Origin of the sequence: Ochrobactrum sp. Marseille-Q0166 (genome assembly GCF_014397025.1) — a bacterium.
In the GTDB taxonomy this organism is placed as follows: Bacteria; Pseudomonadota; Alphaproteobacteria; order Rhizobiales; family Rhizobiaceae; genus Brucella.
In genome coordinates this window covers 1,598,477-1,623,458 of the sequence record NZ_JACJUO010000001.1, presented here as the reverse complement: position 1 = coordinate 1,623,458, position 24,982 = coordinate 1,598,477, and the positions used below count along the sequence as shown (strand labels likewise).

The window sequence follows — 24,982 nt, the reverse complement described above, 5'->3', positions numbered from 1 at the left end:
TGAAGCAATAGGCGGAGTTAATGCATCAGACCCAGAAGCACACACAGATTGGTGCATACGAGTAAAAGAGTCGTATAAAAAAAGCCCAAAACGCAATTCACGAAGCGCAGTCAGAAGAACGATCAGAGAACCTTTGGGCGGGCCTTCAATACGTTATAATCGAGGATCAAGAACTCGCACATCTGATAACTTCAACGAGACTTGTGTGCAATGTTCTTCACAGACATTTCATGCTTGACAGAAAAAGCAAATCAGCGAATAAATGACATCAGATTTTAAGGTGCAGAGTTGCATCCAAAGTAGTTTTGCAACGGCTTACGGGCCGCTTTTTTAATGAGATGTTGACGGTAAAGTTTGGTGCGATATTGGATATTATCGAAGCACATAAGCGATGCATTCATAATCGGTCAGAGCTAGCCGTCAGCGAAAAGAGCGGTTGTTTCTATTGTCTTGAAATATACAGTCCAGAAGAAGTTGCGGAATGGACTGACGAAGACGATACAGCCATATGTCCTCGCTGTGGGATTGATGCGGTGATTGGGGATGCTTCGGGATTTTCAGTAACCACAGATTTTCTTCGCCGAATGCACAAGCGATGGTTTGAGAATGAGGTTTAACGCCTCAACGGAATGCGACGGCGTTTCGCACATCGAGCGTATTAAGCGCCGATCCTCGCAAGTTGCTGACGGCCAGCGCAGACGACGCAGTATCAGCATCATAATATTTAATGATCGCCATAAATTGGAATTTATTTATCTTGAAATTCTAACTTTAAATTAGGGTATCCTAAAAGGAGGATACCATGAAAAAAGCTCTATTTGGCTTGGTTATTATCGCAGCAACCGCTGGAAATATCGGACAATCATACGCACTCACCTGTCAGATGGGACGACAAGACAGTGCGAACCCCTGTGAACAGCAGTGTCAGGACGTGCCTTCTTGGCGGTATTGGCTCTGCTTATAATTTTAATAAACGTCTACGTCACCTTCTCATATCAAAGGTGACCATACTATCCAGCCACGCCTCTCAACGATGCGCCTCTGAGCTGGATTTCGAATAACACCCGTCGCCACTGCTTTGCATCCAGATAGCGCAAGGTACGCGGCGGTTCTCAATTCGAGTGGATAAACAGGCTCGCATAGCTCAGCTGGATAGAGCGTTGGACTTAGGTTCACAGGTCGTAGGTTCAAATCCTGCTGCGAGCCTGCCACTCGGACAGAATGTGAAATGCCGTAACTGAACTTGGTAATGGGTATCCCCCAAAAAACCTTTCAGCAGGACGCGGACTAAGCAGCACGTAGCGGCCAGCATTTCACAAGTAGCTGACGGCCAGCGAAAATAGCCGTAGTTGGTTAATGGTGGCGTAAAGACGTTGTCTATACTTGCGCCTTCTGCGAGGCCATGGAAAAACGTGAATAAATCGGCTATGGATGCCCTCTTTGAAAGGCAAAGACTTGCGCATCATTCTGATTATCGCCGCAATCGGTGGATTGCTCTTATTCATTGCATTCGGTTTTGTCGGTGCCGTCGGATGGTCAGTGGCTAACCAACAATGTCCGGGAGGTAATGATTGTCATGATGCACAGTTCGCAGCAGTTTTTGGCACAGCAATGGCAGTATTTGGATTCGCTCTGATGGTTCCGGCTATCAGACAAGCATTTGTAGATCGAAAGAAATAGCGGTCTTAATATGATTGTTTCTGATCAACCCTTGATGCTCAAAGCGGTATATCTGCGTTGGACCTCGCTGCTGGCGTCAGGTTGCGATGGCCCGTTCTGGTCTTGACCGTATGGTGGTAGGCCACCGTGTTTCAGCCCCGCCTAGTGCGGGGTTATTCATGTCAATCATATCGGCAATATCGCAAATATAGCCGCCAGCAAGAACATTGACAGCTTCACACGGAACACATAACCAGAAGGGGTTGCAAATTCGAACAGCATAGACGCACCTCTCACCAAAAATAAAGGTGCTGCTTGCTGCGCAATATGACAGAGATGGTTTCCGGCGCAACCCGAAAAATAAGTTCAGTATCACCGCTGTGCCACTGGGGAACACTCAGTCTCAAACAGTCACAGATAATACAAAATTACACTGGTCACGAATTGTTACATCCCCGCCATTGAGCGGTGTTTTGTCATTTGGGAGCGGGTATCTCCAACCGAGACAGCCGGTCGCTTGGAACAAGGCCACATTCGAGGCTGTAGAAGCAACACTGGCCGCTCAGGGGCAATAACTTGCATTAAGCAGTGTGAAGTGGGCAGGCCCATTTAGATGTCGACTGATGCCATAAGTATTACGTTTCAAAATGGCGACGATAGTATAGGGATAGACATCCATTCAGTAGGCGAAATTTTATGATGAATACCATCAATATGTATGATGTACTTATCTTTTGCCGTGACTACAACTTTAAACGGAAATTTGGGCGCTAAGGACTGGTGCTTGCCAATAACAAGGATATTTCGTTTTCCTAATGAGGTATCAACGTTTGGATTTGTACCGTCAATAAACATAGCCTCATTAGGGACTGTGTAAGAAAATTCATCAAAGCTGTTTTTAAAATAGATGGCAAATTCACAAACAGGCTCTAGGTAAAACTTTGCTTCAAAATTGAGGGTAAGAATATTATTACTCGAATGAATTGAGCAAATTATATTTGAAAAATTGCTGTGCTGAGGTTTGAAATTGTCATTACGTTTTGCCAGATCAATAATCTGTCTTTTAACGACATCGAGGCCATTTGTATAAAGATCTAAGTAAAAACTCTGCATGAGTAGGGGTGGAAGAGGACTGGGATCAATTCTGATTGGAATAAAGCGCAACTTTGATTGTGCTTTTGCAATTAAAGCATTTTGCCATTCCAACTCTACCATTTTGCTTTTGAGGCTATTTGCTGAAACGAAAAAAAGAACAGCGTTGTTTCTCCTAGTCCACTGTTCAATTTGTCAATGATGCCTTCCCCTGGCTGAATAGACCAACTGTCGTAGAATACACCTTCACGTCCGAATATGTCGGCCAAACTCACAGCAATTTGTTCAACGACAGGTTTATCTAAGTAGTTATGTGAAAGAAAAATCATTTGCAGCCCCAAATAGTTTTTATGGAGGTTCGCTTGATTCCGGCGGTCAGTGCAACGGTGAAATCTAATAACGGTCAGTGACGGTTAGGTCAGTAGATTTTTGAAAAGAGGTAGTGATGCAACCGTCAGGCATTGAAATTGAGATTGGTCAGGACCGCTACAAGCGGCGCACACGTCTTATAGGAAAGGCCGAAGGCGCGGAATTCGTATGGTCGATCAAATCAGAACAGCTTGCACAGCGGGACGAGGGTGAGGAAATCAGAAGCCTCACCACAGCACAGTTGATGATGATAGCTGGGGCAATTCGAGGAATATCAAAATGAACCGCCGCCACTTCCTCTCCTTCATCGGCTTCGCGCCTGTACCGCACCGCCTCGCACGAAGATCAGCAGCTTATATCTCCGGGTGACAAGTTCTTCGAATACACCTCAACCGTGAAGCGCGAGAACTTCTACATCACGCCTTATCAATAAGCCTATTCATCAGGATATATCGTCAATGAAAGCTGCTCTGACTGCACACGAAGGTCATGTGCTGGTGTGTCTGCGTAATTGGACACAACGGCGCGTAATTGATCCATCGCTTTTTTCAGAAGAAGCTCTTCGATCTGCGAAAGCGTTAAATCGTCGTGGGATTGTATCCGCAGATCAATTGAAATGCCTTGATGTACTGCCACGTCACCGGCTTCGTCGGGTAGGTTGAATTCGACTTTCCCGCCAATAATGCCGCTTTCAATATCGAATTTGGTAATGTCTTTGATAATGAATTCCATCGATGCGGCTCCACTTCGCATGAGTGCGATGGCAGATAAGCACACCCTTTCCAACTAAGGCAACAGATATGCACCAGCAATGGGAAAAACGCCTCGTGGCAGTCACGGAGGCGCACATAAACACGCCTTTGGTTTGGGGGAAGTCTGATTGTCTCCTGACCACCTGTGACGCGATAGAAGCCATGACTGGCGTTGATCCGGCTGCGGATATTCGTGGCAAATACAAGAGCACGGCCGGAGCTTATCGTCTGATTAAACAGCGTGGCTATGACAGCTTGGGTGCTGTTCTGGCTGATCGATTTGCCGAAATCCCGGTTGCAATGGCGGGGCGCGGCGATGTTGGCATTTACCAGAACACGGTCGGCTACTTCTGTGAATATGGCTTCGCTGTGAAAGGCGAGGACGGGTTGCGTTTCCTGCCACGCACGATGGCTGAGCGAGCTTTCAAGGTTTCCTGATGATTTACATTCTGGTGGCATTCTTCGCGCTTCTGGCCTCGCCAGCGGTGGCGGACCCTGTTTCTATTGTGACGGGCATTGTCGGCCTTGGTTCATGGCTGTTCGGCGGTACGGTTCTTGCGAATATCGTGCTGGGTGGACTTCTGGTTGCGGCTAAATACGCCCTGACTTCAATCTTCCAACAGACGCCGAAGTCATCCGCATCGGCTACGGAAACCAAGTACGGCGAAAACCTCGTGCGTGAGGTCGGGCTCGGTATCTTTGGCACCATGGGCCATCACGTCTACCGAAACGCGTTCGACAAGGGCAATCATATTGTCCAGGACGTGTTCAAGCTGTCTGACTTTCGCTGTCTTGAACTGCTGCGCTTTCAGATGGATGGTGAATGGAAATCACTGTCTCCCGATCAGCAGGGCGACGAAGGCCGCATCTATGGGCAGCGTATCCTTGGTGTAGAAAACGGCGGTCAGTGCTTCGTGCGCTTCTATCACGGTACGCTAGACCAGACTGCCGATCCTGCTTTGATTGCTTACGCCAATCCTGCAGGCCGCTGGACTTCTGCGCATCGCGGCGCCGGCCTTTGCTATGCAATCGTCACGACTATAACAGACGTAGACAATCTCACATCTGTTCCGAACCTCATGTTCGAGGTGCGTGGCGCACCGCTTTACGATCCTCGCAAGGATAGCTCGGTCGGCGGTTCTGGCTCGCATCGCTGGAACGATCAAAGCACATGGGAATTCAGCAACAACAACGCCGTCATGATGTATAATCTTGAACGCGGCTTGTTTAACGGCGCTGAAAAGATTGTAGGGCGAGGCGTGGCAGCAAGTCGTCTGCCTTTGTCTGAATGGTTCACCGCAATGAATATCTGCGATGAAACCATGCCAGACGGCAGCAAGCGCTACACAGCTGCATTGATCGCTTCCTCTGGCGATGGCGTAACGCACGAAACCAATATGACACCGTTACGCGAAGCGTGTGCCGGGTCATGGATTGAAGGTGTAACAGGCGAATACCCGCTCGTTGGTGCAAATCAGGCTATTGTTGCGACGATCACCGATGATGACATTGCATGGGAAAAGTCGTTTCAGGTTTCGTTTTCACGTACCCGTACAGAATTGGTGAACACAGTTGCGGCTTCCTATGTCAGCCCCGATTTGTTCTATGAGACGACTTCACTCACCACGCGTATTGATGCAGTGGCTCTGGCTGAAGATCGGGAGCGTCTGGCGTCAAAAGTTGATTATACCGCTGTCACCGACCCTCGTGTGGGCGACCGGCTGGCAGACATTGCAATCCGTGCATCGCGCTATCAGCCGAATGGCGGCTTCACGATACGTCCGAAGTTTCTTTCACTTCAGGTCGGGCAATGGGTGCAGTGGGTTTCTGCCCGTTACAATCGCACAATCAGGATGCAGATCCATTCCAAGTCTCTTGGAGCGATGGGGAGTGACAGCGTTCGCGATGTCTCTATCTCTTGGCAGGAAGTTGGCAACGGTATCTTTGATCCGACTGCTTATGAAACCAATCCTCCAGTCTTAGTCCCAAATGGACAGCCAGATTATCAGTCGCAACTTGTCAACTTCAATGCAGTGCCGAATAAAATTATTGGAGCAGACGGACAAGAACAGGCTGGCATCCGGATCTTTTGGGACGCCATTATCGACACGACAGTCGAAGGTGTCGAAATCCAGTATTGGCCAGTGAATGAACCCACGCAGATATTCACCATTTACGTTCCACGTGATGTGACTGTGCGGTAGCTGGACAGCCTTACCCTGTCAGATTTATATAACCGAAGCCTTCTACTTTTGAGCGGGAAGCCCGCACCGTGCGTCAAAAAGTTATTGGAAATAGGTTTTTCGGTATTTTTCTTATCTATAGTAATTTGTAATAAACAATACAGTGATCAACAGTACAATTAAATCTAATGACTTGATAAAAAACCATATAACATATTTAGGTTGCGGGAATAAATATTGGTCTATTATTTGGAGATTAAATACTCATTGATCTAAGTGCTTTGAAACGACAAGTTTATCCAAATTATCTATGATGAAGTATTTACCACAATTCATTCCTTCGAGAGGAATGGCGCGAGTGACGGGGCTCGAACCCGCGACCTCCGGCGTGACAGGCCGGCACTCTAACCAACTGAGCTACACCCGCGCATTGTTCTTATGTCTTTCGACTAGGAACGATGCTCATTTATGCGGGATGACGTTCAGCGTCAATCGTTTCTATGCGTAAGACCATAAAAAAGTTCGGATAATTCTAATTTAAGGGTCGCTTTGTGGAAAAGGTGCACAGTCAAGAGCAATTTGGCTGTTATAAAACTCAAATTTGAAGCCAGAAAAATAAAAAAACGGCACTCCGAACCAGAGTGCCGTTTCTCACGGAATCGATTTATCGGATAGATTCGCCGGTCTTGGGATCGATTTTGATTTCCACCTTCGCACCATTCTTCAGAAAATATTCGATTTCATAGTAGCCGCGATCATTCCAATCGACTTCATCTATGTATTGCAAATCGGCAGTCTGTTCGATTTTGGCAATAATGTCTGAGAGTTTTGCGCCTTCCGGGGCGGTGGCAAAGGCGCTGACAGATGTTGCTGTTAGGAAGGCGGCGGCAAGCATGGTACGCATGAATAACTCCTTAATTGTAACAATCTCTAGGTAAGGCTGTAAAACTATCAATCAAGGATAAGCGACGCTTTATCTCTTATTGCCATGCACCAAAATGCGTCTGCAAAAAACAGCTAATTACTAGAAAGGCGGCAATGGCCAAGGCGATCAAAAGTATTTTCATTTTTTGATCATCTGCCTTGTTCAGATCACATACAAGAAAACTGTATGTGATCTGAACCTATCAGACAGGTTAGTTTAATGACATTATTTCGATCAGCGATTGCGGTTGTCGATCGAAAATGCTCCTGCACCCGTTGTTACGAGTGTCAAAAATACAAAGCAGAAAAGGATTGAGGCGTCACCACCGTTGGCAATTGGAAAGAAGCTTTTTGGGGCGTGCGCCATGAAATAGGCGAATGCCATGTGGCCCGAAAGGATGAAGGCAACGGGTCTTGTAAACCAGCCAAAGAAAATGAGCGCGCCGCCAATGATTTCCAGTAAGGCTGAGGCAAGCTGCAACGCCGAGAGGCTATCAGGGCCGGCAATCGGAAAGCTAAAAGCCTTTTGTGTGCCATGTTCAAAATATAGCAACGCCGTCACGATACGAAGAATGCCGAAGGCGTACGGTTGATATTTATTGAGCGAGCTGTTTTCTGCCACGAGTTTCTCCAAACATGAGATTTAAAGTCAATAAATCCATGAAGCCAAAAACCGCGATGAATGCAAGTAATTGCTGATTAATAATAGTGTGAAATATTATCGACAGCGAGCCTTCCCGAGCTTCACATCAAATTGGCGTGGACCAACCATTCCGTTTTTCATAGGCTTTGAAACGATTGTGGCTCTGATGGTGCAGGGGCCTGCAATCACCTGGTATTGGTCGTCTTTTTGATAAATGATTTTATCGATTGGATGCTGTGGCATTGATTGCGCAGCGGCTTCTATAACAGCACTGAGCTCCTTTGCGCGCTGATAATTTGGCGCAAGCGCCGCTTCCGATATACTGGCTGTTATACAAAATGTTAGCGTGACGAGTGTGATTGCTAAACGATGCATACCTATCTCCGTCCAATCGGATTCCATTAAACTGGAGCGGGTAGCGGGAATCGAACCCGCACATCCAGCTTGGGAAGCTGGCAAGCTACCACTACATCATACCCGCTGCTTGCGCGTATAACCTATCACCGCATCGGTATGCTAAGATATAGAAATTTGATGTGCTTTCACATCTGACCGGCTTTCAATGCCGAGTAATCATTAAAAGGCGTAAGAAGATTTCATCGGGCTTACCATTGATATCCTGAAATGCATCGCCATTTCCGGTGTTCGATAATCCAACTTGAATATTCAATGGGTAATTTATGGCCATAGCTTCAAAGCGCCGAGCATTGCTGATTGTTAATCCGAAGGCTCGCAATGGCAAAGGGTTTAGCGCAGACATGCGCGCAATACTTGAAAATGGCGGCATTTCGCTTTTGGAGAAAGCTGCAAAAGGAGATGAGTCGATATCCGATGTCATCCGCAGCAATAATGATGTTGATCTGGTTATCGTGGGCGGAGGTGACGGGACACTGAATGCTAGCGCGCAAGGTCTTGTTGATACGAAGCTTCCACTGGCTATTCTGCCACTTGGGACGGCGAATGACTTTGCTCGTACGATTGGTATTCCTGCTGACCCTACAGAGGCTGCAACGCAATTAATAAATTATCCGCGTCTTCCAATCGATTTGGGTGAAGTAAATGGCCATCTATATTTTAATGTAGCCAGTATCGGCTTTAGCGCGGAGCTTGCGCAAAAACTGAGTGCCGACGCTAAAAAGAAATGGGGTAAACTGGGTTATGCTATCGCTGCCAGCCGTATTATAATGCGTTCTGAGCTTTTCACTGCCTATCTTGAACATGATGGAGTAACAGAAAAGATAAAGACTCTTCAGGTGTCTGTCGGTAATGGCAAGTTTTATGGCGGTGGGGTGGGCGTCCCAAAAGATGCAGGCATTGATGATGGAAAGCTGGGCGTTTTTAGCCTTGAAGTCGATCACTGGTGGGAGCTGTTAAGGCTGTTGCCTAGTCTTCGACAGGGTACGCAGTCGAAATGGGATGATGTGCGTGCATTTCCCACGAGGGAAGTCATCATCCGCACCAAGAAACCACGTCCGGTGAATACTGACGGTGAGCTTTCCACTTGGACGCCTGCACACTTTCGTCTCCATCGGAAGGCCATTGAAGTTCTCAGGCCTGAATAGAGCGCGTATCGATCAGAGTGGATCAAATCAGCAGTATAGTTTTTCTAAACACACATCTTTGTTTAAAAACCGCGCCCCACTTATGAGGCTGCGTTCTAAACTGAATTTTTTAAAAAAATGGCCCGCTCTCATAAAAGCGGGCCCAGTTTATGACGTTAGGTGACTGGCTCGGAGGTCATAAGAGCCGTATAAATAACGGCTCTAAGCGAGGATTGTTCCCGGATTAAAAGAAAAAGTACCAGATGAACAGCACCACGATAAAAGGGACACCAAGAAGCCAAAGAATAAGCGCACGGAACATTTTGTTTCTCCTTCATGTTGTAAATTCAACGCGCTAGATAAATTTTAGTTCCGTGCAAAAATGTGCTGAAATTTGTTAACCTTTATCGCCCCAATTATTAGATTTGCAAATTCATTAATGATCCGTCAATAATTCGGTGACATCACTGTTTCCTAAAAGATATTTTCGATCGACTGGTCGTGTGTAGAGTTGCGGGCGTGTGGCGTATGAGTTCGAACCGGTGGCAAAACCGTGCTGGAAACCTAGGGCTATCGATTAAGCGTGAAAAACACGGATCGACTGCAATGTTGACGTTCATGGCATTAGCCGTGGCTCTCGCGGGTTGTGCGAGCGCTCCTCAACCGAAATCCTCGAAGAAAAAACACCCCAAAGAATATTTTGCAGAATCCAAATATGGCGTTAAAGCCAGTCCGCGGGTGACCAGTGTTCAGGGCAAGCCATTGCCGCGTGGTGGTGGACGCGACCAGATTGGTAAACCTTATCAGGTCAAAGGGCGCTGGTATTACCCGAAAGAAAACAAGAATTACGCCTCAAGAGGTCGTGCATCCTGGTATGGCAGCGCTTTTCATGGGCGTTTGACTGCCAATGGCGAAATCTACGACATGACGCACCTAACTGCCGCGCATCCTACAATGCCGCTGCCGAGTTATGCCCGTGTTACGAATACTTATAACGGCAGTTCCATCATCGTGCGCGTGAATGATCGCGGCCCGTTTGAGCGCGATCGCGTTATCGACCTGTCGCAGAAGGCTGCCGAAATGCTGGATTATCAGCATCATGGCACCGCTGACGTGAAGGTTGAATATATCGGCCGGGCGCCACTTGATGGTCAGGACGATGAATATTTAATGGCATCCTATCGCCCCGGTAATGGCGATCCAATAGGACAACCAGCCACTGGCGTGATGATGGCCATGAATGCGCCAACACCAATGCCGGCCGGTATTGCTGCAATGCCGGTTCCGCAAAATTCGCCATTTGAAGTTAACCCTGCTTATGGTGATGGTGAAACATCATCGTTGCCTCAAAATGTTCCGCTGCCTTCACACCGTCCGGCTGGCAGCTTCGGTGTTGCGACTGCAGCGAGTATTGGCGGACTTGGCTATGCGTCGGATCGTTTGGCTGTGTCAGCCTATGCACAAGAGCGTACCTACGGCAGCATTCTGACAGCAAGCGCTGTTTCCGACGCATGGAAGCGTCGGGATTCGGAGGACCAGCGCGAATATGTCGAAATCGGAATGTTTAATACGCTGGAAGATGTGGTTAAGCTTGAACGGTCGTTGCCTCGCTCCGCGCGTATAACACGCACAAAAATACCGGCAGAGCAGGGTGATGTTTACGAGCTGACAGCTTATGCCGAAAAGGGCAATAACGACGACCTGCTTCGCGCTGCTTGGAAGGCTGGAGCGACCGACGCCTTTGTCGTTCGTGCGGACTGATTTCGGCCTGAAACGCCGCTTAGCTTCGTCAAAGAAGAAGCATGACAGGTGTCTGATGGGGCGTTTCTCGATAAGCATAAAGCTTGCAATGGCTGTTGCCAGCGCTGTTTTGATGGCTGCGCCGAGCTATGCGCAAACAGTGGAAGCCGGTTTTGCAACGAAAGCGCCGCAGGTGCTTTTGTTAGACGACAAAAGCGGCACAGTTCTTCTTTCAAAAAATCCGGATATGAAAGTCCCACCGGCATCACTTGCCAAGTTGATGACGGCGGAAGTTGTCTTTGAGGCGCTCGAAAAAGGCAAAACGACACTTGAAACCAACTATCCGGTTACTGAATATGCCTGGCGTACCGGCGGGGCGCCGTCCGGCACATCGACCATGTTCGCTGCCATCAAATCCACCCCGACCGTTGCCGATCTTCTTCAGGGCATGATCGTGCAGGCGGCCAATGATGGTGCCATCATTCTCGCTGAAGGCCTGTCTGGGAGCGAAGGTGCTTTTGCTCAAGCAATGAATGAGCGCGCGAAAGCGCTAGGCTTGACTGGCTCGAATTTCGTGAACTCCACCGGATTGCCTGCTCCCGGACAAACCGTGACGCTGTCGGATTTGATAAAACTTGCACGCCACATCCACAGCGCCCACCCGGAACGCTATAAATATTACGCTCAGGAGGCATTTACGTGGAACAAGATCATGCAGCGCAATCGAAATCCGCTTTTGCGGCTCAATATCGGCGCGGATGGCATGGGAACGGGTTACACCGAAGCTTCCGGTTACGCGCTTGTTGGCTCTGCTGAACAAAACGGACGTCGGCTTTTTCTGGCGATGAGTGGTCTAACGAGCATCAAAGAGCGTGAAGAAGAAGCCAAAAAGCTCATTCAGTGGGGCATGACTTCATTTGATACCGTAAATATTTATGCGGTTAATGAAGAGATCAGCGCAGCACAAGTTTTTGGTGGTGCGGCATCCAGTGTACCGCTGAAAGTGAAAAATGACGTTGAATTGTTACTCCCCAAGGAAGGACGCGACAAGCTGAAGGCGCGTATTACGTATAAGGGACCGCTACATGCACCTGTATTAGCCGATACAGAGGTCGGGACGCTGCAGTTTGAACTGAATGGCAATGTCGTTCAACAGATGCCACTTTACACGGCACAGGAAGTACCTGTTGGTACGCTATCGCAGCGAGCCATGAGTGCAGTCCTGGAACTCTCCACTGGTTGGTTGAGGAAGTATCTTTAAAGCGCATCCCGAAAAGTGGGAGACGAGTTTCTAAAGCGATACGCGCTAGAAGTGATATCTGAAGGGCCGATCTAATGCAATCAGATCGAAAAGCGTTTCAGATACTCGACCTTGGGATTAAACGCCGGTAAATAGATTAAGAGCCTGAACAGGCGATAATTCAGTTTGCGGAAGTCAATTTGACCGGATTGTTCATAACATTCGAGGGTGGGGAAGGCGCGGGTAAATCCACCCAGATCGCCTTGCTGGCAGAGCATTTGCGAACCCTTGGGCTTAAACCATTGATAACGCGCGAACCCGGTGGTTCCGCGGGTGCAGAGGCTGTTCGCCATGTGATTCTCAGCGGTAATGCCGAAACCTATGGTCCGGCTATCGAAGCGTTGTTATTTGCCGCCGCGCGTGCCGATCATGTTGATCAGCTGATCCGTCCTGCACTTGCTGAAAATCGCATCGTGCTTTGCGACCGCTTCATCGATTCGAGCCGCGCCTATCAGGGTATTACAGGCAATCTCGATGCCACCTATATGGCAGCGATCGAGCGTATCGCCATTGACGGTGTCATGCCTGATCTCACGATCATTCTCGACATTTCTGCGGAAAAAGGTCTTTCACGTGCCAATAAGCGGCGTGGAGCTGACGAGGCAGATCGTTTCGAGAAAGAAGCGATTGCCATACATGAAGCGCGCCGTCAGGCTTTTCTTGCCATTGCAAAAGCTGAACCCGACCGCTGCAGGATCGTCGATGCTGACCGCGCTCAGGACGAAATTTCTGCCGACATTATCGCTATCGCTGATGAAGTTTTGAAGAAAAGAGGTCTTCTGTGATCGAAGAACTCGATGTCCCTAAGGCCCATGATTCCATTGAGGGTGTCGCCGAACCGTCGGCAAGCGATTATCTCACTGGCCATAGTGAAATTGCGGCTTTTCTTGCGCAGGCCTATCGCGAAGGCCGTATGCATCATGCGCTGCTTTTCGTGGGCGAGCAGGGTATCGGCAAGGCAACGCTTGGCTTTCATCTGGCAGGTCATATGCTGGACCATGCAGATCAGGCACATGCACCTGAAACTATCGGCGTACCTGATTTTAGTAAACCACTCTGGCGACAGATCGCGGGCGGTATGCATCCGGCGGTGTTGCATATTAACCGACCCTTTGATCAGAAAACCGGGAAATTTAAAACCGGCATCCCAGTTGAGGAAATTCGGCGTATTACCCATTTTCTGACCCGTACCGCGTCGGACGGTGCATGGCGTATCGTGATTGTCGATCCCGCCGACGACATGAACCGCAACGCAGCCAACGCGCTTCTGAAAACATTGGAAGAGCCGCCAGCGCGGGCAATCTTTATTCTGATTTCACATTCGTCAGGAAGACTTCTGCCGACGATCCGTTCGCGCTGCCAGAGCATTCAGTTTAAGCCTCTCGGCAGTGACGCGCTGACTGATGCACTCGCTCATATAGGCCCCAGCATTGGCCTTGATGCAGGTAACATCACGCAATCGCTTCTTGATCGCTCTGAAGGCAGCGTTCGGAAAGCGCTGCTGCTTGTGGCGCATGGTGGCTTGGAAATCTCCGATACTGTCGACGCAATCTTGCAGGAACAGAATTTCGACCTGCCAAAAGCACAAGCGCTCTCCGGTGTTCTCAATGGCCGTGAGGCGGAAGTTCAGTATGAGCTGTTCCGCGACTATCTTATGAGCCGCATCGCCGATGAAGCACGGCGCTATGCAGATTCGGGGCAATTGCGCGAAGCCGATCAGTGGTCACGCTACTGGAGCGAACTGACACGCGAAATTGCCAATGCTGAGACCTATAATCTCGACCGCAAACAGGCGGTTATGATCCTTTTAGAAAAAACGCATCGCGCTTATCGGTCTGGCGTGCCACCGCTTACGTGACATGCCGACTTAGTTGCGTTATGTCACCGCTAGCGTTTTTTAAACATCACACTTGAAGAAGCCGGATTTCTTATGAGCCGCGAAAAATTCTACATCACCACCGCGATTGCTTACCCGAATGGCAAGCCGCATATCGGCCATGCTTATGAGTTGATTGCGACCGATGCCATGGCGCGTTTTCAGCGCCTGGATGGTAAGGACGTATACTTCCTGACCGGCTCGGATGAACACGGCATCAAGATGTTGCAGAGCGCGCGCAAGGAAGGCATCACGCCCCGCGAACTCGCAGATCGGAACACGGCTGCTTTCCAGCGCATGGGTGAGTTTCTGAACAGCTCGCACGACGATTATATCCGCACCTCGGAAGAGCGTCACTACAAGGCCAGCCAGGCAATCTGGCAGGCAATGTCGGCAAACGGCGATATTTATAAGGGCGGTTACGCGGGTTGGTATTCGGTGCGTGACGAAGCTTATTACGGCGAAGAAGAAACTGAAGTGCGTGGCGACAATGTTCGCTACGGTCCACAGGGCACTCCGGTCGAATGGGTTGAAGAAGAAAGCTATTTCTTCCGCCTGTCGAATTATCAGGACAAGCTTCTGGAGCTTTATGAAAACAATCCCGGCTTCATCATGCCGGCTGAGCGTCGCAACGAGATTGTCAGCTTCGTAAAATCGGGCCTGAAGGATCTGTCGATTTCGCGAACGACGTTCGACTGGGGGATTCCTGTCCCTGGCGATGAAAAGCACGTCATGTATGTCTGGGTTGACGCTCTGACCAATTACATTACGGCAGTTGGCTATCCTGATAAGGCGGATGAAAAGTGGGGCTACTGGCCTGCTGATGCGCATATTATCGGCAAGGATATTTCGCGTTTCCACGCGGTTTACTGGCCAGCATTTTTGATGTCGGCCGGCATTCCGCTGCCAAAGCGCGTGTTCGCGCATGGCTTTTTGTTCAACCGCGGCGAAAAAATGTCGAAGTCTCTCGGCAACGTCATTGATCCGTTTGAACTGGTCGAGCGTTATGGCCTTGACCAGCTGCGTTACTTCCTGATGCGTGAAGTGCCATTCGGTCAGGATGGCAGCTATAGCCACGATGCAATCGTCAACCGCACCAATGCCGATCTCGCTAACGACCTTGGCAACCTCGCACAGCGTTCACTGTCGATGATTGCAAAGAACTGCGAAGGCAGGGTTCCGGTTCCGGGTGCTTTCTCAGACGCTGATAAGGCTATTCTCGATCAGGCCGATGCAGCACTGGAAACCGCGCGGAAAGCTGTAGGCGATCAGGCATTACACATCGCGCTCGGGGCTATTTTTGCCGTTGTTGCAGAAGCAAACCGCTATTTTGCGGGGCAGGAGCCTTGGGCACTGCGCAAGACCGACCTGGAGCGCATGGGCACGGTTCTGTACGTGACAGCAGAAGTTATCCGTCGCGTCGGCATTATGGTTCAACCTTTCATCCCGCAGTCGGCAGAAAAGTTGCTTGATACTCTGGCAATACCGGCAGACAAGCGTCAGTTTGCTGACGTGGCAGCAAGCCCGCTTGTCGGCGGCGCAGAATTGCCAGCACCACAGCCGGTATTCCCGCGCTATGTGGAAGCGGAAGAGCAGAACTGAGCTGAACATGCTGGTTGATAGTCACTGCCATCTCGACTTTGCGGATTTCGAACCCGAGCGCGACGCTATCGTAAGCCGCGCGCTCGAGGCTGGCATCAAACGCATGGTCACGATTTCGACGCGAGTGCGCAAGTTCGATACGATCCTCGCACTGACCGAGAAATATGATTCCGTCTATTGTTCGGTTGGCACCCATCCGAACAATGCGCATGAAGAACTGGATGTGACAGCCGACGATCTCGTGGAGCTGGCAGAGCATTCGAAAGTTGTCGCCATAGGTGAGGCGGGGCTTGATTATCATTATGATTATGCGCCGCCAGAAGCCCAGCGGCAGGGTTTTCTCGTGCATATTGAAGCTGCGCGCCGCACACAGTTGCCACTTGTGATCCACGCACGCAGCGCGGATCAGGATATGGCCGATATTCTGGAATCTGAGACGGCTAAGGGTGCATTCCCCTTCATCCTGCATTGCTTCTCATCAGGACGTGCTCTGGCTGAAAAAGGTATTGAACTAGGCGGGTATGTCTCGTTCTCCGGTATTCTGACGTTCAAAAATTCAGCCGATATTCGCGAGATAGCGCAGATAGTTCCGCGTGATCGTTTGCTGGTTGAGACGGATGCACCTTATCTCGCGCCCATGCCGCATCGTGGCAAGCGCAATGAGCCATCATTCGTGCAGCACACGGCAGCGGTATTGGCTAAAACGATTGGGGTAAGCAACGAAGAAATCGCGAACATAACCAGCGAAAATACCTTTCGGCTTTTCTCTAAAATGCCAAAGCCTGCCGGGGAATAGAGATCGTGGTATCGCCTCGCAATTGTCTGCGTTTCACAATTCTCGGGTGCGGCTCGTCTCCCGGTGTGCCACGTATCAACGGTGATTGGGGGAATTGCGATCCGAAAAACCCCAAGAACAAGCGTCGTCGCGCGGCCTTGCTCGTTGAACGGTTCGACGTTGACGGTAACAGCACGGTCGTTGTCATAGACACTGGCCCCGATTTCAGGGATCAGATGATTGACGTCAACGTGTCGTCGCTTGACGCGGCCGTTTATACGCATCCCCATGCCGACCATATCCATGGCATTGATGACTTACGAACCTATGTCGTTGAAAATCGGCGACTGATGGATGTGTATGCCAACCGGCTGACACGCAACCGCCTGTTTGAAGCGTTCGGCTATTGTTTTGAGACGCCTGTGGGTTCGAGCTATCCGCCAATCCTTTCCATGCATGACATCATGGCAGAAACAGCATTCTCGATCACGGGCGCGGGCGGGTCGATCCGCTTTGAGCCATTCAGGCAGGTGCACGGCGATATTGAATCGCTCGGCTTCCGTATCGCCAATGTCGCTTACTGCACGGATGTCAGCGCGTTCCCGGATGAGAGCCTGAAATATATTCGCCATGCGGATGTGCTGATTATCGGCGCGCTGCAATATCGCCCGCATCCAAGTCATTTCTCACTGGAGCAGGCGCTTGAATGGATCGAATTCTTCGGACCAAAACGCGCAATCCTGACCCATATGCATGTGCCGCTCGATTACGACACGGTTATGCGGGACACGCCTGATCACGTAGAACCTGGCTATGACGGCTTGCGATTTGAAGTGCCTCTTTAATAAGAAAAAGCCCGCTGTGAAATTCGCAGCGGGCTTTTTTCATTGATACGCAACGGTATCAGGCAACAGAGCCCTTAACCGGGAATGGCATGACGTTGCTTTCTTCTGCTTCGTCTTCTTTTGTGGCCTTTTCAGACTTGTCTTCAAGCTGCAAACCACCAGCACGAAGCAGGTCGGAGAAGCGGCCACCACGCGCAGCCAGTTCATCGAAGCTGCCGCGTTCAACCAGATGGCCCTTGTCCATGAACAGGACGATATCAGCAGAACGGACGGTCGACAGACGGTGCGCAATAATGAAGGTCGTGCGGTTCTGGCTCAGATCATCAACGGCCTGCTTGACTTTTTCTTCGGTCTCGACATCAAGCGCACTGGTTGCTTCGTCAAGTACGAGGATCGGTGAATCCTTCAGAATAGCGCGTGCAATCGCCAGACGTTGACGTTCACCACCCGAAAGCTGTGAACCACGTTCACCGACAACTGTATCGTAGCCATTGCCTTTTGCGAGAATAAAATCATGGGCAGCAGCAGCTTTGGCGGCAGCGTGAACCATTTCGTCGGTCGCATTTTCATTACCGACGCGGATATTTTCTTCAACCGAACGATTGAATAGACCGGCATCCTGAAAAACGGTTGCGATGGCGTGACGAAGCGAACGGCGGCTAACGGTACGTGTATCGATGCCATCGATCAGAATGCGACCAGCGGCAGGATCAAATACGCGCTGAAGTATATTGATCAGCGTGGTCTTACCGGCACCCGTAGGACCGACAATAGCTACAGTCTGACCCGGCTTCACTTCAAACGAAACGTCATAAACGCCCTGACCAGAATTTGGGAATTCGAAGGTCACGTTGTCGAACACGATGTCGCCCTTGACGTTCTCAAGATCGGTCGCGCCCTGCGGTTCTTGACGGTCGGCTGTCGCGTCTTCCATCTCGAAAAATTCTTCAAGCTTCGCGCGCGCCGTCACAGTCTGATTGATAAAGGCGCTGATCTGGTCAAGACGCCCGATCATCAGCTGCGCAAAACCGATAAAGGCAATCACGTCACCAACGCGCATCTGGCCCTTGGTCACAAAATATGCACCAAGCAGAAGCACAATAACCATCGAGAAAGTCGAGGCCATGCGATTAAGACCGCTGGCGAGCGCCCACCAGTTAAGGACCGGGAACTGAACGTTTTCGAGGTTTTTGGCGTAAGTGCGTAGTGCCTGCGTTTCAGAGGCAATGCGGTTATAGCTCTGCACTACCGAAACGTTGCTGATCGTATCGCTAACATGCTCGAAAAGCTTATGGTGATGCTTTTCAACCGCTGACTGTCCGTCCTTGGTCTTGCGCATGACCAACTGGCCAATCATCACATAGATCACGCCGAGCACGATAAGCACCATGGACATGCGAAGGTCCATGCTCATTGCAACAGGAATAAGCGCACCCAGAGCCACGATCGTGGTCAGGTGCTGACGCATGAATTCAAGCCAAAGAGTGAAGAGTGAGTCTGTTGCGCGGATCAGCGTATGCAATGCGTTCGAGGTACCGCGCTTCTGGTGCCAGGAGAGTGGCATGGTGATGATACGCTCATAGGATTCGATCATCACACCCAGACGGCGACGATGGGCGAGCCGGTCAGCCCCACGCGCAACAAAAACTGCTGCAACAATGTTAAAAGCACCGAGCGCCGCCCACATGGCTAGCTGCGTAACGATATCTCCCTTATCGGAGATAGCCTGAATAACCCGACCGAAAAGGATCGGTTCGGCCAGCATGACGAGGGCAACCAATACGCTCGCTATACACATGGTTATGGTTGCAGCTTTCTCAGCCGCAAGATATTCCATGGCGCGCCAGTAGATTTTGAGCAACGACACCTTAGCACTCCCGCTCGTTCTATTTCACGAGACTACATGGTGCAGTCCCGTTGTTCTATCAATATGCAATGACGGCAAGAAGTGGCGATTGGGTGTCAAGGTTGACCATAAATTAAAAATAGATGTAACCGACCGTGAAGACTCTATAACAATTTTGTAACAGACGCAGATTGTTGTTTTCGTAGATTATGCCTAGCAATCCGGCCTTGGCGCGTCTATTGACAGATTTAAAGCGCATTCCGGCGACCGTTTAAGGGTTGCGGCCTGTAAGACGCACCAGAGAAAGGCACGTGAAGCTCGTGCCACTAAAAAAGTATTGAGCGGGTTTTCCATGGCAGGCGTTGAACAAAAGAATGTGGCTGCAGATGAGACGGGTATGCGTCTTGATCGCTGGTTCAAGGTTCATTTTCCCGGACTTGGGTTCGGACACCTGCAGAAATTGCTGCGTTCCGGTCAGGTTCGTGTCGATGGCGGTCGCGTAAAAGCGGACACACGTCTGCAAGCTGGCCAGTCAGTCCGTATTCCGCCACTTGGCGTTGATGAGAAGGCTACAGGTCCTGTAACGGCTCGTACCATTCGCAGTCAGGAGGATGGTGATGTTCTCAAGCAGATGTTGATTTACGAAGACGCGAAGGTCTTTGTTTTCAATAAGCCTGCGGGCTTGGCAGTGCAGGGCGGTTCTGGCCTCGTTCGTCATGTAGACGGTATGCTTGAAGCATGGCGCAATAAGAAGGGTGAAAAGCCTCGCCTCGTTCATCGTATCGACCGTGATACATCGGGCTGCCTTGTTGTTGCGAAGACGCGCGGTGGTGCTCAAGCTCTGACCGCTGCATTCCGCGAAAGAGATACCAAGAAAACGTACTGGGCACTTGTGAAGGGCGTTCCACGCAAGCGCGAAGACAAGATTTCAACTTGGCTGGTTAAAGAACAAACGCCGGATGGCGACAAAATGCGTGTTTGCCAGCACGGTGAACCCGATTCCGATCATGCAGTTTCTTATTACCGGATCATCGAAAAGGTTGGAAACAACCTGACCTGGTTGGAAATGGAGCCTTATACAGGCCGAACCCATCAGCTGCGTGTTCATGCAGCGCATATAGGTCATCCAATTATTGGCGATCCGAAGTATTTTGAAGCGGACCAGAACTGGGAGTTCCCCGGAGGCATTCAGAAGAAATTACATCTTCACGCCCGCCGTATTCGCATTCCGAATCCATCCGGCGGGATCATTGATGTCACAGCACCGCTGCCGCCACATATGGTACAGTCATGGAATTTGCTTGGCTTTGATGAGGCAGACGCGGAAGAGTAAACATGTCGGGTATGGGGGGAGGATCGGTTCAGGGCCGGGTGTCGTTCGACGGGATGGCAATTGCTCTCGTCATGTTCATCATGTTCACCTGGGGGCTTAATCAGGTCGCCATCAAGATCGGCAATCGCGGCTTTAATCCCATGCTCATGGCTGCAGGTCGTGCAGCTCTCGGCGGCTTCTGCGTTTTTCTCTGGTGTTACTGGAAACGTATTCCTCTCTTCGGCCGTGATGGCACGCTGAAGCCTGGTATTCTGGCCGGTCTTCTTTTTGGTGTCGAATTTGTTCTGATCTTTCTGGCAATGGAGTTAACCAGTGTCGGACGTGTCACTTTGTTGATGAATGTAATGCCTTTTTGGGTGGCAATCGGCAGTCATTTCCTTCTGGGTGAGCGCATCTCCATGCGTGCCTTCATTGGCATGTGCGTGGCATTTATGGGTGTTTTCGTGGTCTTTTCAGACCATATTAGCCGGCCCGGCCCTAACGCGGTTTATGGCGATCTTCTGGCATTGATTTCCGGAATGCTTTGGGGAATGACCACGATAGTCATAAAGCGATCGAAGCTTGCCAATGCTGTGCCTGAGAAAATCCTGCTTTATCAGCTTGCCGTGGCCGCACTTGTGCCGTTGCCGTTCATGTCTTTGAGCGGTCCATTGATCCGCGATCCCGATGCGCTCTCGGTTCTTTCATTTCTGTTTCAGTCAATGTTCGTGGTCGCTGTGACCTACCCGTTGTGGTTCTGGATGGTGCGTCGTTACCCGGCGTCAAAGCTTTCCAACTTTGCATTCCTCACGCCCGCTTTCGGCGTACTCCTGAGTGGGTTGCTTCTCAATGAATTACTCAGTTGGAAAATCTTTGTTGCTCTCGCTCTGATCGGGCTAGGCCTCATTATCATTAATCGACCAGCAAAAGCCGGAGCCGCCCGATGAAACTCGTTCTTTTTGATTGTGACGGCACAATTGTCGATAGTGGTGATACGATTCATCACTGCATGGCGGCAAGTTTTATCGATGCAGGACTAATCCCGCCTGCAATCGAGCAGACGCATTCTATCATTGGTCTCTCTTTGCCTCTCGCCATTGCTCAACTGCTTGGACGTGAAGTTGATGCGCAGGTGAACTGGCTCACACAGCGATATAAAGAAAACTTTGTAAAGCTGCGTCAGAAGCCTGATTTCGCTGAACCGCTTTATGATGGTATCTTGCCGCTTCTGACAGAGCTTGGCAGCCGCGATGATCTTCTTTTGGGAATTGTGACCGGCAAGTCGCAACGCGGTGTACGCTCGGTTTTTGAGCGACATGCTATCGGACACCATTTCATGGTCGTTCGTACCGCAGACGATTGCCCATCCAAGCCACATCCGGCCATGGTGCTTGAATCCTGCTCCGAAATGGGGATAGAACCAGAGCGAACCATTGTGATCGGAGATGCTATTTACGATATGCAAATGGCTCGTTCAGCGGGTGCGCGTGCCGCCGGTGTTTCGTGGGGTTATCATAAGCCTGACGCACTGAAAGATGCAGGCGCCCATCATGTCCTGAATACGCCTGAAGAACTCTATGCGATTTTGCATGAAATGGATGCCTTCGCATTCTGACCGACAACCATTGGATATTATTATGCGCGACACTCTGAGCGATCCTCAATCTGAAATGTCAATTTCTCAAAAAGACCCGGTGAAGCGCTCACAGGAACTGATGCGCACCCCATTGCCAAAGCGCTTTTATGAAAAGGCTGAGGTGGCCGAGGTTGATGGTGGCTTTACCGTGCATCTTGATGGCCGTCCGGTTAAAACACCGGCGCGGGCCGTTCTCCTTCTACCAACAAGCGAAGCGGCTGAAATTATTGCCGAAGAATTTCGCGCACAGGAAAAGGTTATCGATCCTTCAAAAATGCCCGCCACGCGTTTGGTAAACACGGCAATTGACGGCATTGCACAAGACCCGCAAGCGGTTTTTGAAGATATTCTGCGCTTTGCCGGAACCGATATGATCTGCTATCGTGCGGCAAGCCCGAAAGAACTGGTTGAACGTCAGACTCAACAGTGGGATCCGTTGATCGACTGGGCTGAAAGCCTTGGCGCACGTTTTGCGTTGGCAGAAGGTGTTATGCATGTTGAGCAATCGCGCGAAGCGATCTCAGCTTTCGGCATTCATCTGTCGGAATTCGAAAATCCAATCGCACTGGCATCGCTCCATACGATGACCACGTTGACCGGCTCCGCGCTGATTGCGTTGGCAATTGCAAAAGGTGAAGTGTCTGTCGAAGATGGCTGGAAACGTGCGCATCTTGATGAAGATTGGACCGTTGAGCATTGGGGCGAAGATGCTGAAGCACAGGCGCGTCGCAAGACACGTCAAGGTGAAATGATGGTCGCTGCCCGCGTGCTGCAAGCACTCTAGTGATTGTTTAGCTAATATATATAAAAGTTTGAAAATAATAGAAAACCCGGCGAGAGCCGGGTTTTCTATTGCGTACCTTTTGGCACGTCGTTCCCCTCGGTAACTCCATCACATCCCGAAAAGTATAAAACGGTTCTCGGATAAGATGCGCTTTAAAAAGAGTAATCAGAGAGAGTGGCAATCGTTGATTGCCACTCGGAACCCCGATTAAACCGAGTAGTACATGTCGAACTCAATTGGGTGCGGTGTGGTTTCGTAACGCATCACTTCCGCCATCTTGAGCTCGATGAAGCTGTCGATCTGGTCGTCTTCGAATACGCCGCCAGCCTTGAGGAACTCGCGATCCTTATCAAGCGACTGCAGCGCTTCACGAAGCGAGCCACAAACGGTTGGAATCTTCTTGAGTTCCTTTGCAGGCAGATCGTAAAGATCCTTGTCCATGGCCTGTCCTGGATGGATTTTGTTCTTGATGCCATCAAGACCAGCCATCAGCAGCGCTGCGAAGCAGAGATACGGGTTTGCTGATGGATCCGGGAAGCGAACTTCAAGACGCTTCGACTTCGGCGAGGAGCCGAATGGGATACGGCACGAAGCCGAACGGTTGCGAGCCGAGTAAGCCAGCAGTACCGGAGCTTCATAACCCGGCACCAGACGCTTGTAGGAGTTGGTCGATGGGTTGGTAAACGCATTCACAGCCTTAGCATGCTTGATAACGCCACCGATGAAGTACAGGCAGTTTTCCGACAAGCCGGCATATTCATTGCCAGCAAAGGTTGGCTTGCCATCTTTCCAAATCGAGAAGTGAACATGCATACCCGAGCCGTTATCGCCGAAAACTGGCTTCGGCATGAAGGTCGCGGTCTTGCCATAGGCATTGGCAACCTGATGCACAACATACTTGTAAATCTGCATCTTGTCGGCGTTACGAACGAGCGTGTCGAATTTCACACCCAGTTCGTGCTGAGCGGAAGCGACTTCGTGGTGATGCTTTTCAACGGTTACGCCCATTTCCGTCAGAACGGTAAGCATTTCCGAACGCATATCCTGTGCGCTGTCGATTGGTGGAACCGGGAAGTATCCGCCCTTGACGCGTGGGCGGTGACCCATGTTACCGGTTTCGTAATCGGTGTCGTCGTTTGACGGCAGTTCGGTCGAGTCAAGCTTGAAGCCGGTATTGAATGGATCAACCTTGTACTTCACATCATCAAAGATGAAGAATTCAGCTTCTGGACCGACATAAACAGTGTCGCCGATGTTGAGCGACTTCATGTAGGCTTCAGCCTTCTTTGCGGTCGTGCGTGGATCGCGGCCATAAGCTTCACCCGAAACCGGATCAAGAATATCACAGAGAATGACGAGCGTTGACTGTGCAAAGAATGGGTCGATGTGAGCTGTTTCTGGATCCGGCATGAGAACCATATCGGATTCATTAATAGCCTTCCAGCCACCGATCGAAGAGCCGTCAAACATAACGCCGTCTTCAAACATCTCTTCATCGACGAGGCTAACATCCATCGTAACGTGATGAAGCTTACCTTTTGGGTCTGTAAAGCGGAGGTCAACAAACTTGACGTCGTTGTCTTTGATCTGTTTCAGAATGTCACTAGCAGTCGTCATTTTGGTATCCTGTTTGCACGACGATGGTCGGTAGACTGGGTCGGTAGTCTTATTTTGTTAGATCGCATCCACGCCGGATTCACCGGTACGAATACGGATAACTTCTTCGATGTTGGAAACGAAAATTTTTCCGTCGCCAATGCGTCCCGTCTGGGCTGCCTTGCGGATAGCTTCGATAGCGCCATCGACGGTTTCGTCGGCAACGATGACTTCGACTTTCACTTTTGGAAGAAAATCGACGACATATTCCGCGCCACGGTAAAGCTCGGTATGGCCCTTCTGTCGGCCGAAACCTTTCGCTTCAATTACAGTAATACCCTGCAAACCAACTTCCTGAAGGGCTTCCTTCACTTCATCGAGCTTGAAGGGCTTAATGATGGCTTCGATCTTTTTCATCAGAGAATGGTCTCCGCTCTTGTTCGGAAATGGACATTGTGCCCGTTTCGCAGATATAGAAGCATGAACTGTGCCAAATCGATCTATCTC

25 protein-coding genes and 3 tRNA genes are annotated in these 24,982 nt (G+C 50.1%); 17 read left to right on the top strand and 11 right to left on the bottom strand.

Features of this window, described 5'->3' with window-relative positions:
* The first annotated feature begins 1,133 nt into the window (after positions 1–1,133).
* Both H5024_RS07720 and H5024_RS07715 read left to right on the top strand, forming a co-directional pair.
* Positions 1,134–1,206, top strand: a tRNA-Leu gene (locus tag H5024_RS07720).
* Positions 1,207–1,440: 234 nt separating this feature from the next.
* Positions 1,441–1,680, top strand: coding sequence for a hypothetical protein (locus H5024_RS07715; RefSeq protein WP_187545055.1), 240 nt, complete (start codon positions 1,441–1,443; stop codon positions 1,678–1,680).
* A 621-nt stretch (positions 1,681–2,301) separates the two neighbouring features.
* Here the strand turns inward: H5024_RS07715 and H5024_RS07710 are convergent.
* Both H5024_RS07710 and H5024_RS21135 read right to left on the bottom strand, forming a co-directional pair.
* On the bottom strand, positions 2,302–2,943 hold the full coding sequence (locus H5024_RS07710; protein WP_348770686.1) for a toll/interleukin-1 receptor domain-containing protein: 642 nt from the start codon (positions 2,941–2,943) through the stop codon (positions 2,302–2,304).
* On the bottom strand, positions 2,868–3,080 hold the full coding sequence (locus tag H5024_RS21135; RefSeq protein WP_210309605.1) for a TIR domain-containing protein: 213 nt from the start codon (positions 3,078–3,080) through the stop codon (positions 2,868–2,870). Before H5024_RS21135 ends, H5024_RS07710 begins: the two co-directional genes overlap by 76 nt.
* Before the next feature lie 116 nt (positions 3,081–3,196).
* Between H5024_RS21135 and H5024_RS07705 the strand changes: the two genes are divergently transcribed.
* On the top strand, positions 3,197–3,403 hold the full coding sequence (locus H5024_RS07705; RefSeq protein WP_187545053.1) for a hypothetical protein: 207 nt from the start codon (positions 3,197–3,199) through the stop codon (positions 3,401–3,403).
* A 152-nt stretch (positions 3,404–3,555) separates the two neighbouring features.
* Here the strand turns inward: H5024_RS07705 and H5024_RS07700 are convergent, their stop codons facing one another.
* Positions 3,556–3,852, bottom strand: a complete 297-nt coding sequence (locus tag H5024_RS07700) for a hypothetical protein (protein ID WP_187545051.1) — start codon at positions 3,850–3,852, stop codon at positions 3,556–3,558.
* Between the two features lie 68 nt (positions 3,853–3,920).
* Here H5024_RS07700 and H5024_RS07695 point away from each other — a divergent pair, with 68 nt between their 5' ends.
* Together H5024_RS07695 and H5024_RS07690 are read left to right on the top strand one after the other, a co-directional pair.
* Positions 3,921–4,310, top strand: coding sequence for a hypothetical protein (locus H5024_RS07695; protein WP_187545049.1), 390 nt, complete (start codon positions 3,921–3,923; stop codon positions 4,308–4,310).
* Positions 4,310–6,076: a phage tail protein gene (locus tag H5024_RS07690; protein WP_187545046.1), complete on the top strand. Its 1,767-nt coding sequence runs from the start codon at positions 4,310–4,312 to the stop codon at positions 6,074–6,076. The genes H5024_RS07695 and H5024_RS07690 overlap by 1 nt, the downstream gene beginning before the upstream one ends.
* 329 nt (positions 6,077–6,405) lie before the next feature.
* Here H5024_RS07690 and H5024_RS07685 read toward each other — a convergent pair.
* The 5 genes from H5024_RS07685 to H5024_RS07665 form a co-directional block, all read right to left on the bottom strand.
* Positions 6,406–6,482, bottom strand: a tRNA-Asp gene (locus tag H5024_RS07685).
* Positions 6,483–6,719: 237 nt separating this feature from the next.
* Positions 6,720–6,959: a PepSY domain-containing protein gene (locus H5024_RS07680; protein ID WP_187545044.1), complete on the bottom strand. Its 240-nt coding sequence runs from the start codon at positions 6,957–6,959 to the stop codon at positions 6,720–6,722.
* A 255-nt stretch (positions 6,960–7,214) separates the two neighbouring features.
* A complete protein-coding gene (locus H5024_RS07675) occupies positions 7,215–7,601 on the bottom strand; it encodes a DoxX family protein (protein ID WP_187545042.1) in 387 nt (128 codons plus the stop codon).
* A gap of 96 nt (positions 7,602–7,697) precedes the next feature.
* Positions 7,698–7,997, bottom strand: coding sequence for a hypothetical protein (locus H5024_RS07670; RefSeq protein WP_187545040.1), 300 nt, complete (start codon positions 7,995–7,997; stop codon positions 7,698–7,700).
* A 32-nt stretch (positions 7,998–8,029) separates the two neighbouring features.
* A tRNA-Gly gene (locus H5024_RS07665) sits at positions 8,030–8,103 on the bottom strand.
* Positions 8,104–8,302: 199 nt separating this feature from the next.
* Between H5024_RS07665 and H5024_RS07660 the strand changes: the two genes are divergently transcribed.
* The 8 genes from H5024_RS07660 (at position 8,303) to H5024_RS07625 (ending at position 17,301) form a co-directional block, all read left to right on the top strand.
* Positions 8,303–9,184 carry a lipid kinase gene (locus tag H5024_RS07660; RefSeq protein WP_187545039.1) on the top strand — a complete coding sequence of 294 codons (882 nt, stop codon included), beginning with the start codon at positions 8,303–8,305 and terminating at the stop codon, positions 9,182–9,184.
* 507 nt (positions 9,185–9,691) lie between these two features.
* Entirely contained in the window at positions 9,692–10,924 is a 1,233-nt protein-coding gene (locus H5024_RS07655) for a septal ring lytic transglycosylase RlpA family protein (protein WP_187545037.1), read from the top strand.
* 55 nt (positions 10,925–10,979) lie between these two features.
* Positions 10,980–12,164 carry a D-alanyl-D-alanine carboxypeptidase family protein gene (locus H5024_RS07650; protein ID WP_187546691.1) on the top strand — a complete coding sequence of 395 codons (1,185 nt, stop codon included), beginning with the start codon at positions 10,980–10,982 and terminating at the stop codon, positions 12,162–12,164.
* A 179-nt stretch (positions 12,165–12,343) separates the two neighbouring features.
* A complete protein-coding gene (gene tmk / locus H5024_RS07645; protein WP_187545035.1) occupies positions 12,344–12,988 on the top strand; it encodes a dTMP kinase in 645 nt (214 codons plus the stop codon).
* Positions 12,985–14,061 (top strand): DNA polymerase III subunit delta', encoded by a 1,077-nt coding sequence (locus tag H5024_RS07640; RefSeq protein ID WP_187545032.1) that lies wholly within the window; start codon positions 12,985–12,987, stop codon positions 14,059–14,061. Before tmk ends, H5024_RS07640 begins: the two co-directional genes overlap by 4 nt.
* A gap of 72 nt (positions 14,062–14,133) precedes the next feature.
* On the top strand, positions 14,134–15,681 hold the full coding sequence (metG, locus tag H5024_RS07635) for a methionine--tRNA ligase (RefSeq protein WP_187545030.1): 1,548 nt from the start codon (positions 14,134–14,136) through the stop codon (positions 15,679–15,681).
* A gap of 7 nt (positions 15,682–15,688) precedes the next feature.
* On the top strand, positions 15,689–16,477 hold the full coding sequence (locus tag H5024_RS07630) for a TatD family hydrolase (RefSeq protein WP_187545027.1): 789 nt from the start codon (positions 15,689–15,691) through the stop codon (positions 16,475–16,477).
* Between the two features lie 5 nt (positions 16,478–16,482).
* Positions 16,483–17,301: an MBL fold metallo-hydrolase gene (locus H5024_RS07625; RefSeq protein WP_187545025.1), complete on the top strand. Its 819-nt coding sequence runs from the start codon at positions 16,483–16,485 to the stop codon at positions 17,299–17,301.
* Positions 17,302–17,359: 58 nt separating this feature from the next.
* Here H5024_RS07625 and H5024_RS07620 read toward each other — a convergent pair whose 3' ends face one another.
* A complete protein-coding gene (locus H5024_RS07620; protein ID WP_187545023.1) occupies positions 17,360–19,168 on the bottom strand; it encodes a glucan ABC transporter ATP-binding protein/ permease in 1,809 nt (602 codons plus the stop codon).
* A 331-nt stretch (positions 19,169–19,499) separates the two neighbouring features.
* On the opposite strand from H5024_RS07620, the gene H5024_RS07615 reads away from it, so the two are divergent.
* Genes H5024_RS07615 through H5024_RS07600 form a run of 4 tightly spaced genes read left to right on the top strand, consistent with a single transcriptional unit; the run spans position 19,500 to position 22,879 of the window.
* Positions 19,500–20,480, top strand: coding sequence for an RluA family pseudouridine synthase (locus H5024_RS07615; protein WP_187545020.1), 981 nt, complete (start codon positions 19,500–19,502; stop codon positions 20,478–20,480).
* Between the two features lie 2 nt (positions 20,481–20,482).
* Positions 20,483–21,406, top strand: a complete 924-nt coding sequence (locus tag H5024_RS07610; RefSeq protein ID WP_187545018.1) for a DMT family transporter — start codon at positions 20,483–20,485, stop codon at positions 21,404–21,406.
* Entirely contained in the window at positions 21,403–22,074 is a 672-nt protein-coding gene (locus H5024_RS07605; RefSeq protein ID WP_187545015.1) for an HAD-IA family hydrolase, read from the top strand. Before H5024_RS07610 ends, H5024_RS07605 begins: the two co-directional genes overlap by 4 nt.
* Positions 22,075–22,096: 22 nt before the next feature.
* Positions 22,097–22,879 (top strand): ATP12 family chaperone protein, encoded by a 783-nt coding sequence (locus H5024_RS07600; protein WP_187545013.1) that lies wholly within the window; start codon positions 22,097–22,099, stop codon positions 22,877–22,879.
* A 207-nt stretch (positions 22,880–23,086) separates the two neighbouring features.
* Here the strand turns inward: H5024_RS07600 and glnA are convergent, their stop codons facing one another.
* Together glnA and H5024_RS07590 are read right to left on the bottom strand one after the other, a co-directional pair.
* Positions 23,087–24,496: a type I glutamate--ammonia ligase gene (gene glnA / locus H5024_RS07595; protein ID WP_187545010.1), complete on the bottom strand. Its 1,410-nt coding sequence runs from the start codon at positions 24,494–24,496 to the stop codon at positions 23,087–23,089.
* Between the two features lie 57 nt (positions 24,497–24,553).
* On the bottom strand, positions 24,554–24,892 hold the full coding sequence (locus H5024_RS07590) for a P-II family nitrogen regulator (protein ID WP_007874909.1): 339 nt from the start codon (positions 24,890–24,892) through the stop codon (positions 24,554–24,556).
* Positions 24,893–24,982: the final 90 nt, after the last annotated feature.

Coding starts and splice junctions, on each gene's coding strand:
- H5024_RS07695 (WP_187545049.1), top strand. CDS start 3,921: ATGCACCAGCAATGGGAAAAACGCCTCGTGGCAGTCACGGAGGCGCAC.
- H5024_RS07615 (WP_187545020.1), top strand. CDS start 19,500: ATGGCAGGCGTTGAACAAAAGAATGTGGCTGCAGATGAGACGGGTATG.
- H5024_RS07680 (WP_187545044.1), bottom strand. CDS start 6,959: ATGCGTACCATGCTTGCCGCCGCCTTCCTAACAGCAACATCTGTCAGC.
- metG (WP_187545030.1), top strand. CDS start 14,134: ATGAGCCGCGAAAAATTCTACATCACCACCGCGATTGCTTACCCGAAT.
- H5024_RS07660 (WP_187545039.1), top strand. CDS start 8,303: ATGGCCATAGCTTCAAAGCGCCGAGCATTGCTGATTGTTAATCCGAAG.
- H5024_RS07670 (WP_187545040.1), bottom strand. CDS start 7,997: ATGCATCGTTTAGCAATCACACTCGTCACGCTAACATTTTGTATAACA.
- H5024_RS07590 (WP_007874909.1), bottom strand. CDS start 24,892: ATGAAAAAGATCGAAGCCATCATTAAGCCCTTCAAGCTCGATGAAGTG.
- H5024_RS07600 (WP_187545013.1), top strand. CDS start 22,097: ATGCGCGACACTCTGAGCGATCCTCAATCTGAAATGTCAATTTCTCAA.
- H5024_RS07705 (WP_187545053.1), top strand. CDS start 3,197: ATGCAACCGTCAGGCATTGAAATTGAGATTGGTCAGGACCGCTACAAG.
- H5024_RS07610 (WP_187545018.1), top strand. CDS start 20,483: ATGTCGGGTATGGGGGGAGGATCGGTTCAGGGCCGGGTGTCGTTCGAC.
- H5024_RS07605 (WP_187545015.1), top strand. CDS start 21,403: ATGAAACTCGTTCTTTTTGATTGTGACGGCACAATTGTCGATAGTGGT.
- H5024_RS21135 (WP_210309605.1), bottom strand. CDS start 3,080: ATGATTTTTCTTTCACATAACTACTTAGATAAACCTGTCGTTGAACAA.
- H5024_RS07655 (WP_187545037.1), top strand. CDS start 9,692: ATGAGTTCGAACCGGTGGCAAAACCGTGCTGGAAACCTAGGGCTATCG.
- H5024_RS07630 (WP_187545027.1), top strand. CDS start 15,689: ATGCTGGTTGATAGTCACTGCCATCTCGACTTTGCGGATTTCGAACCC.
- H5024_RS07700 (WP_187545051.1), bottom strand. CDS start 3,852: ATGGAATTCATTATCAAAGACATTACCAAATTCGATATTGAAAGCGGC.
- glnA (WP_187545010.1), bottom strand. CDS start 24,496: ATGACGACTGCTAGTGACATTCTGAAACAGATCAAAGACAACGACGTC.
- H5024_RS07690 (WP_187545046.1), top strand. CDS start 4,310: ATGATTTACATTCTGGTGGCATTCTTCGCGCTTCTGGCCTCGCCAGCG.
- H5024_RS07650 (WP_187546691.1), top strand. CDS start 10,980: ATGGGGCGTTTCTCGATAAGCATAAAGCTTGCAATGGCTGTTGCCAGC.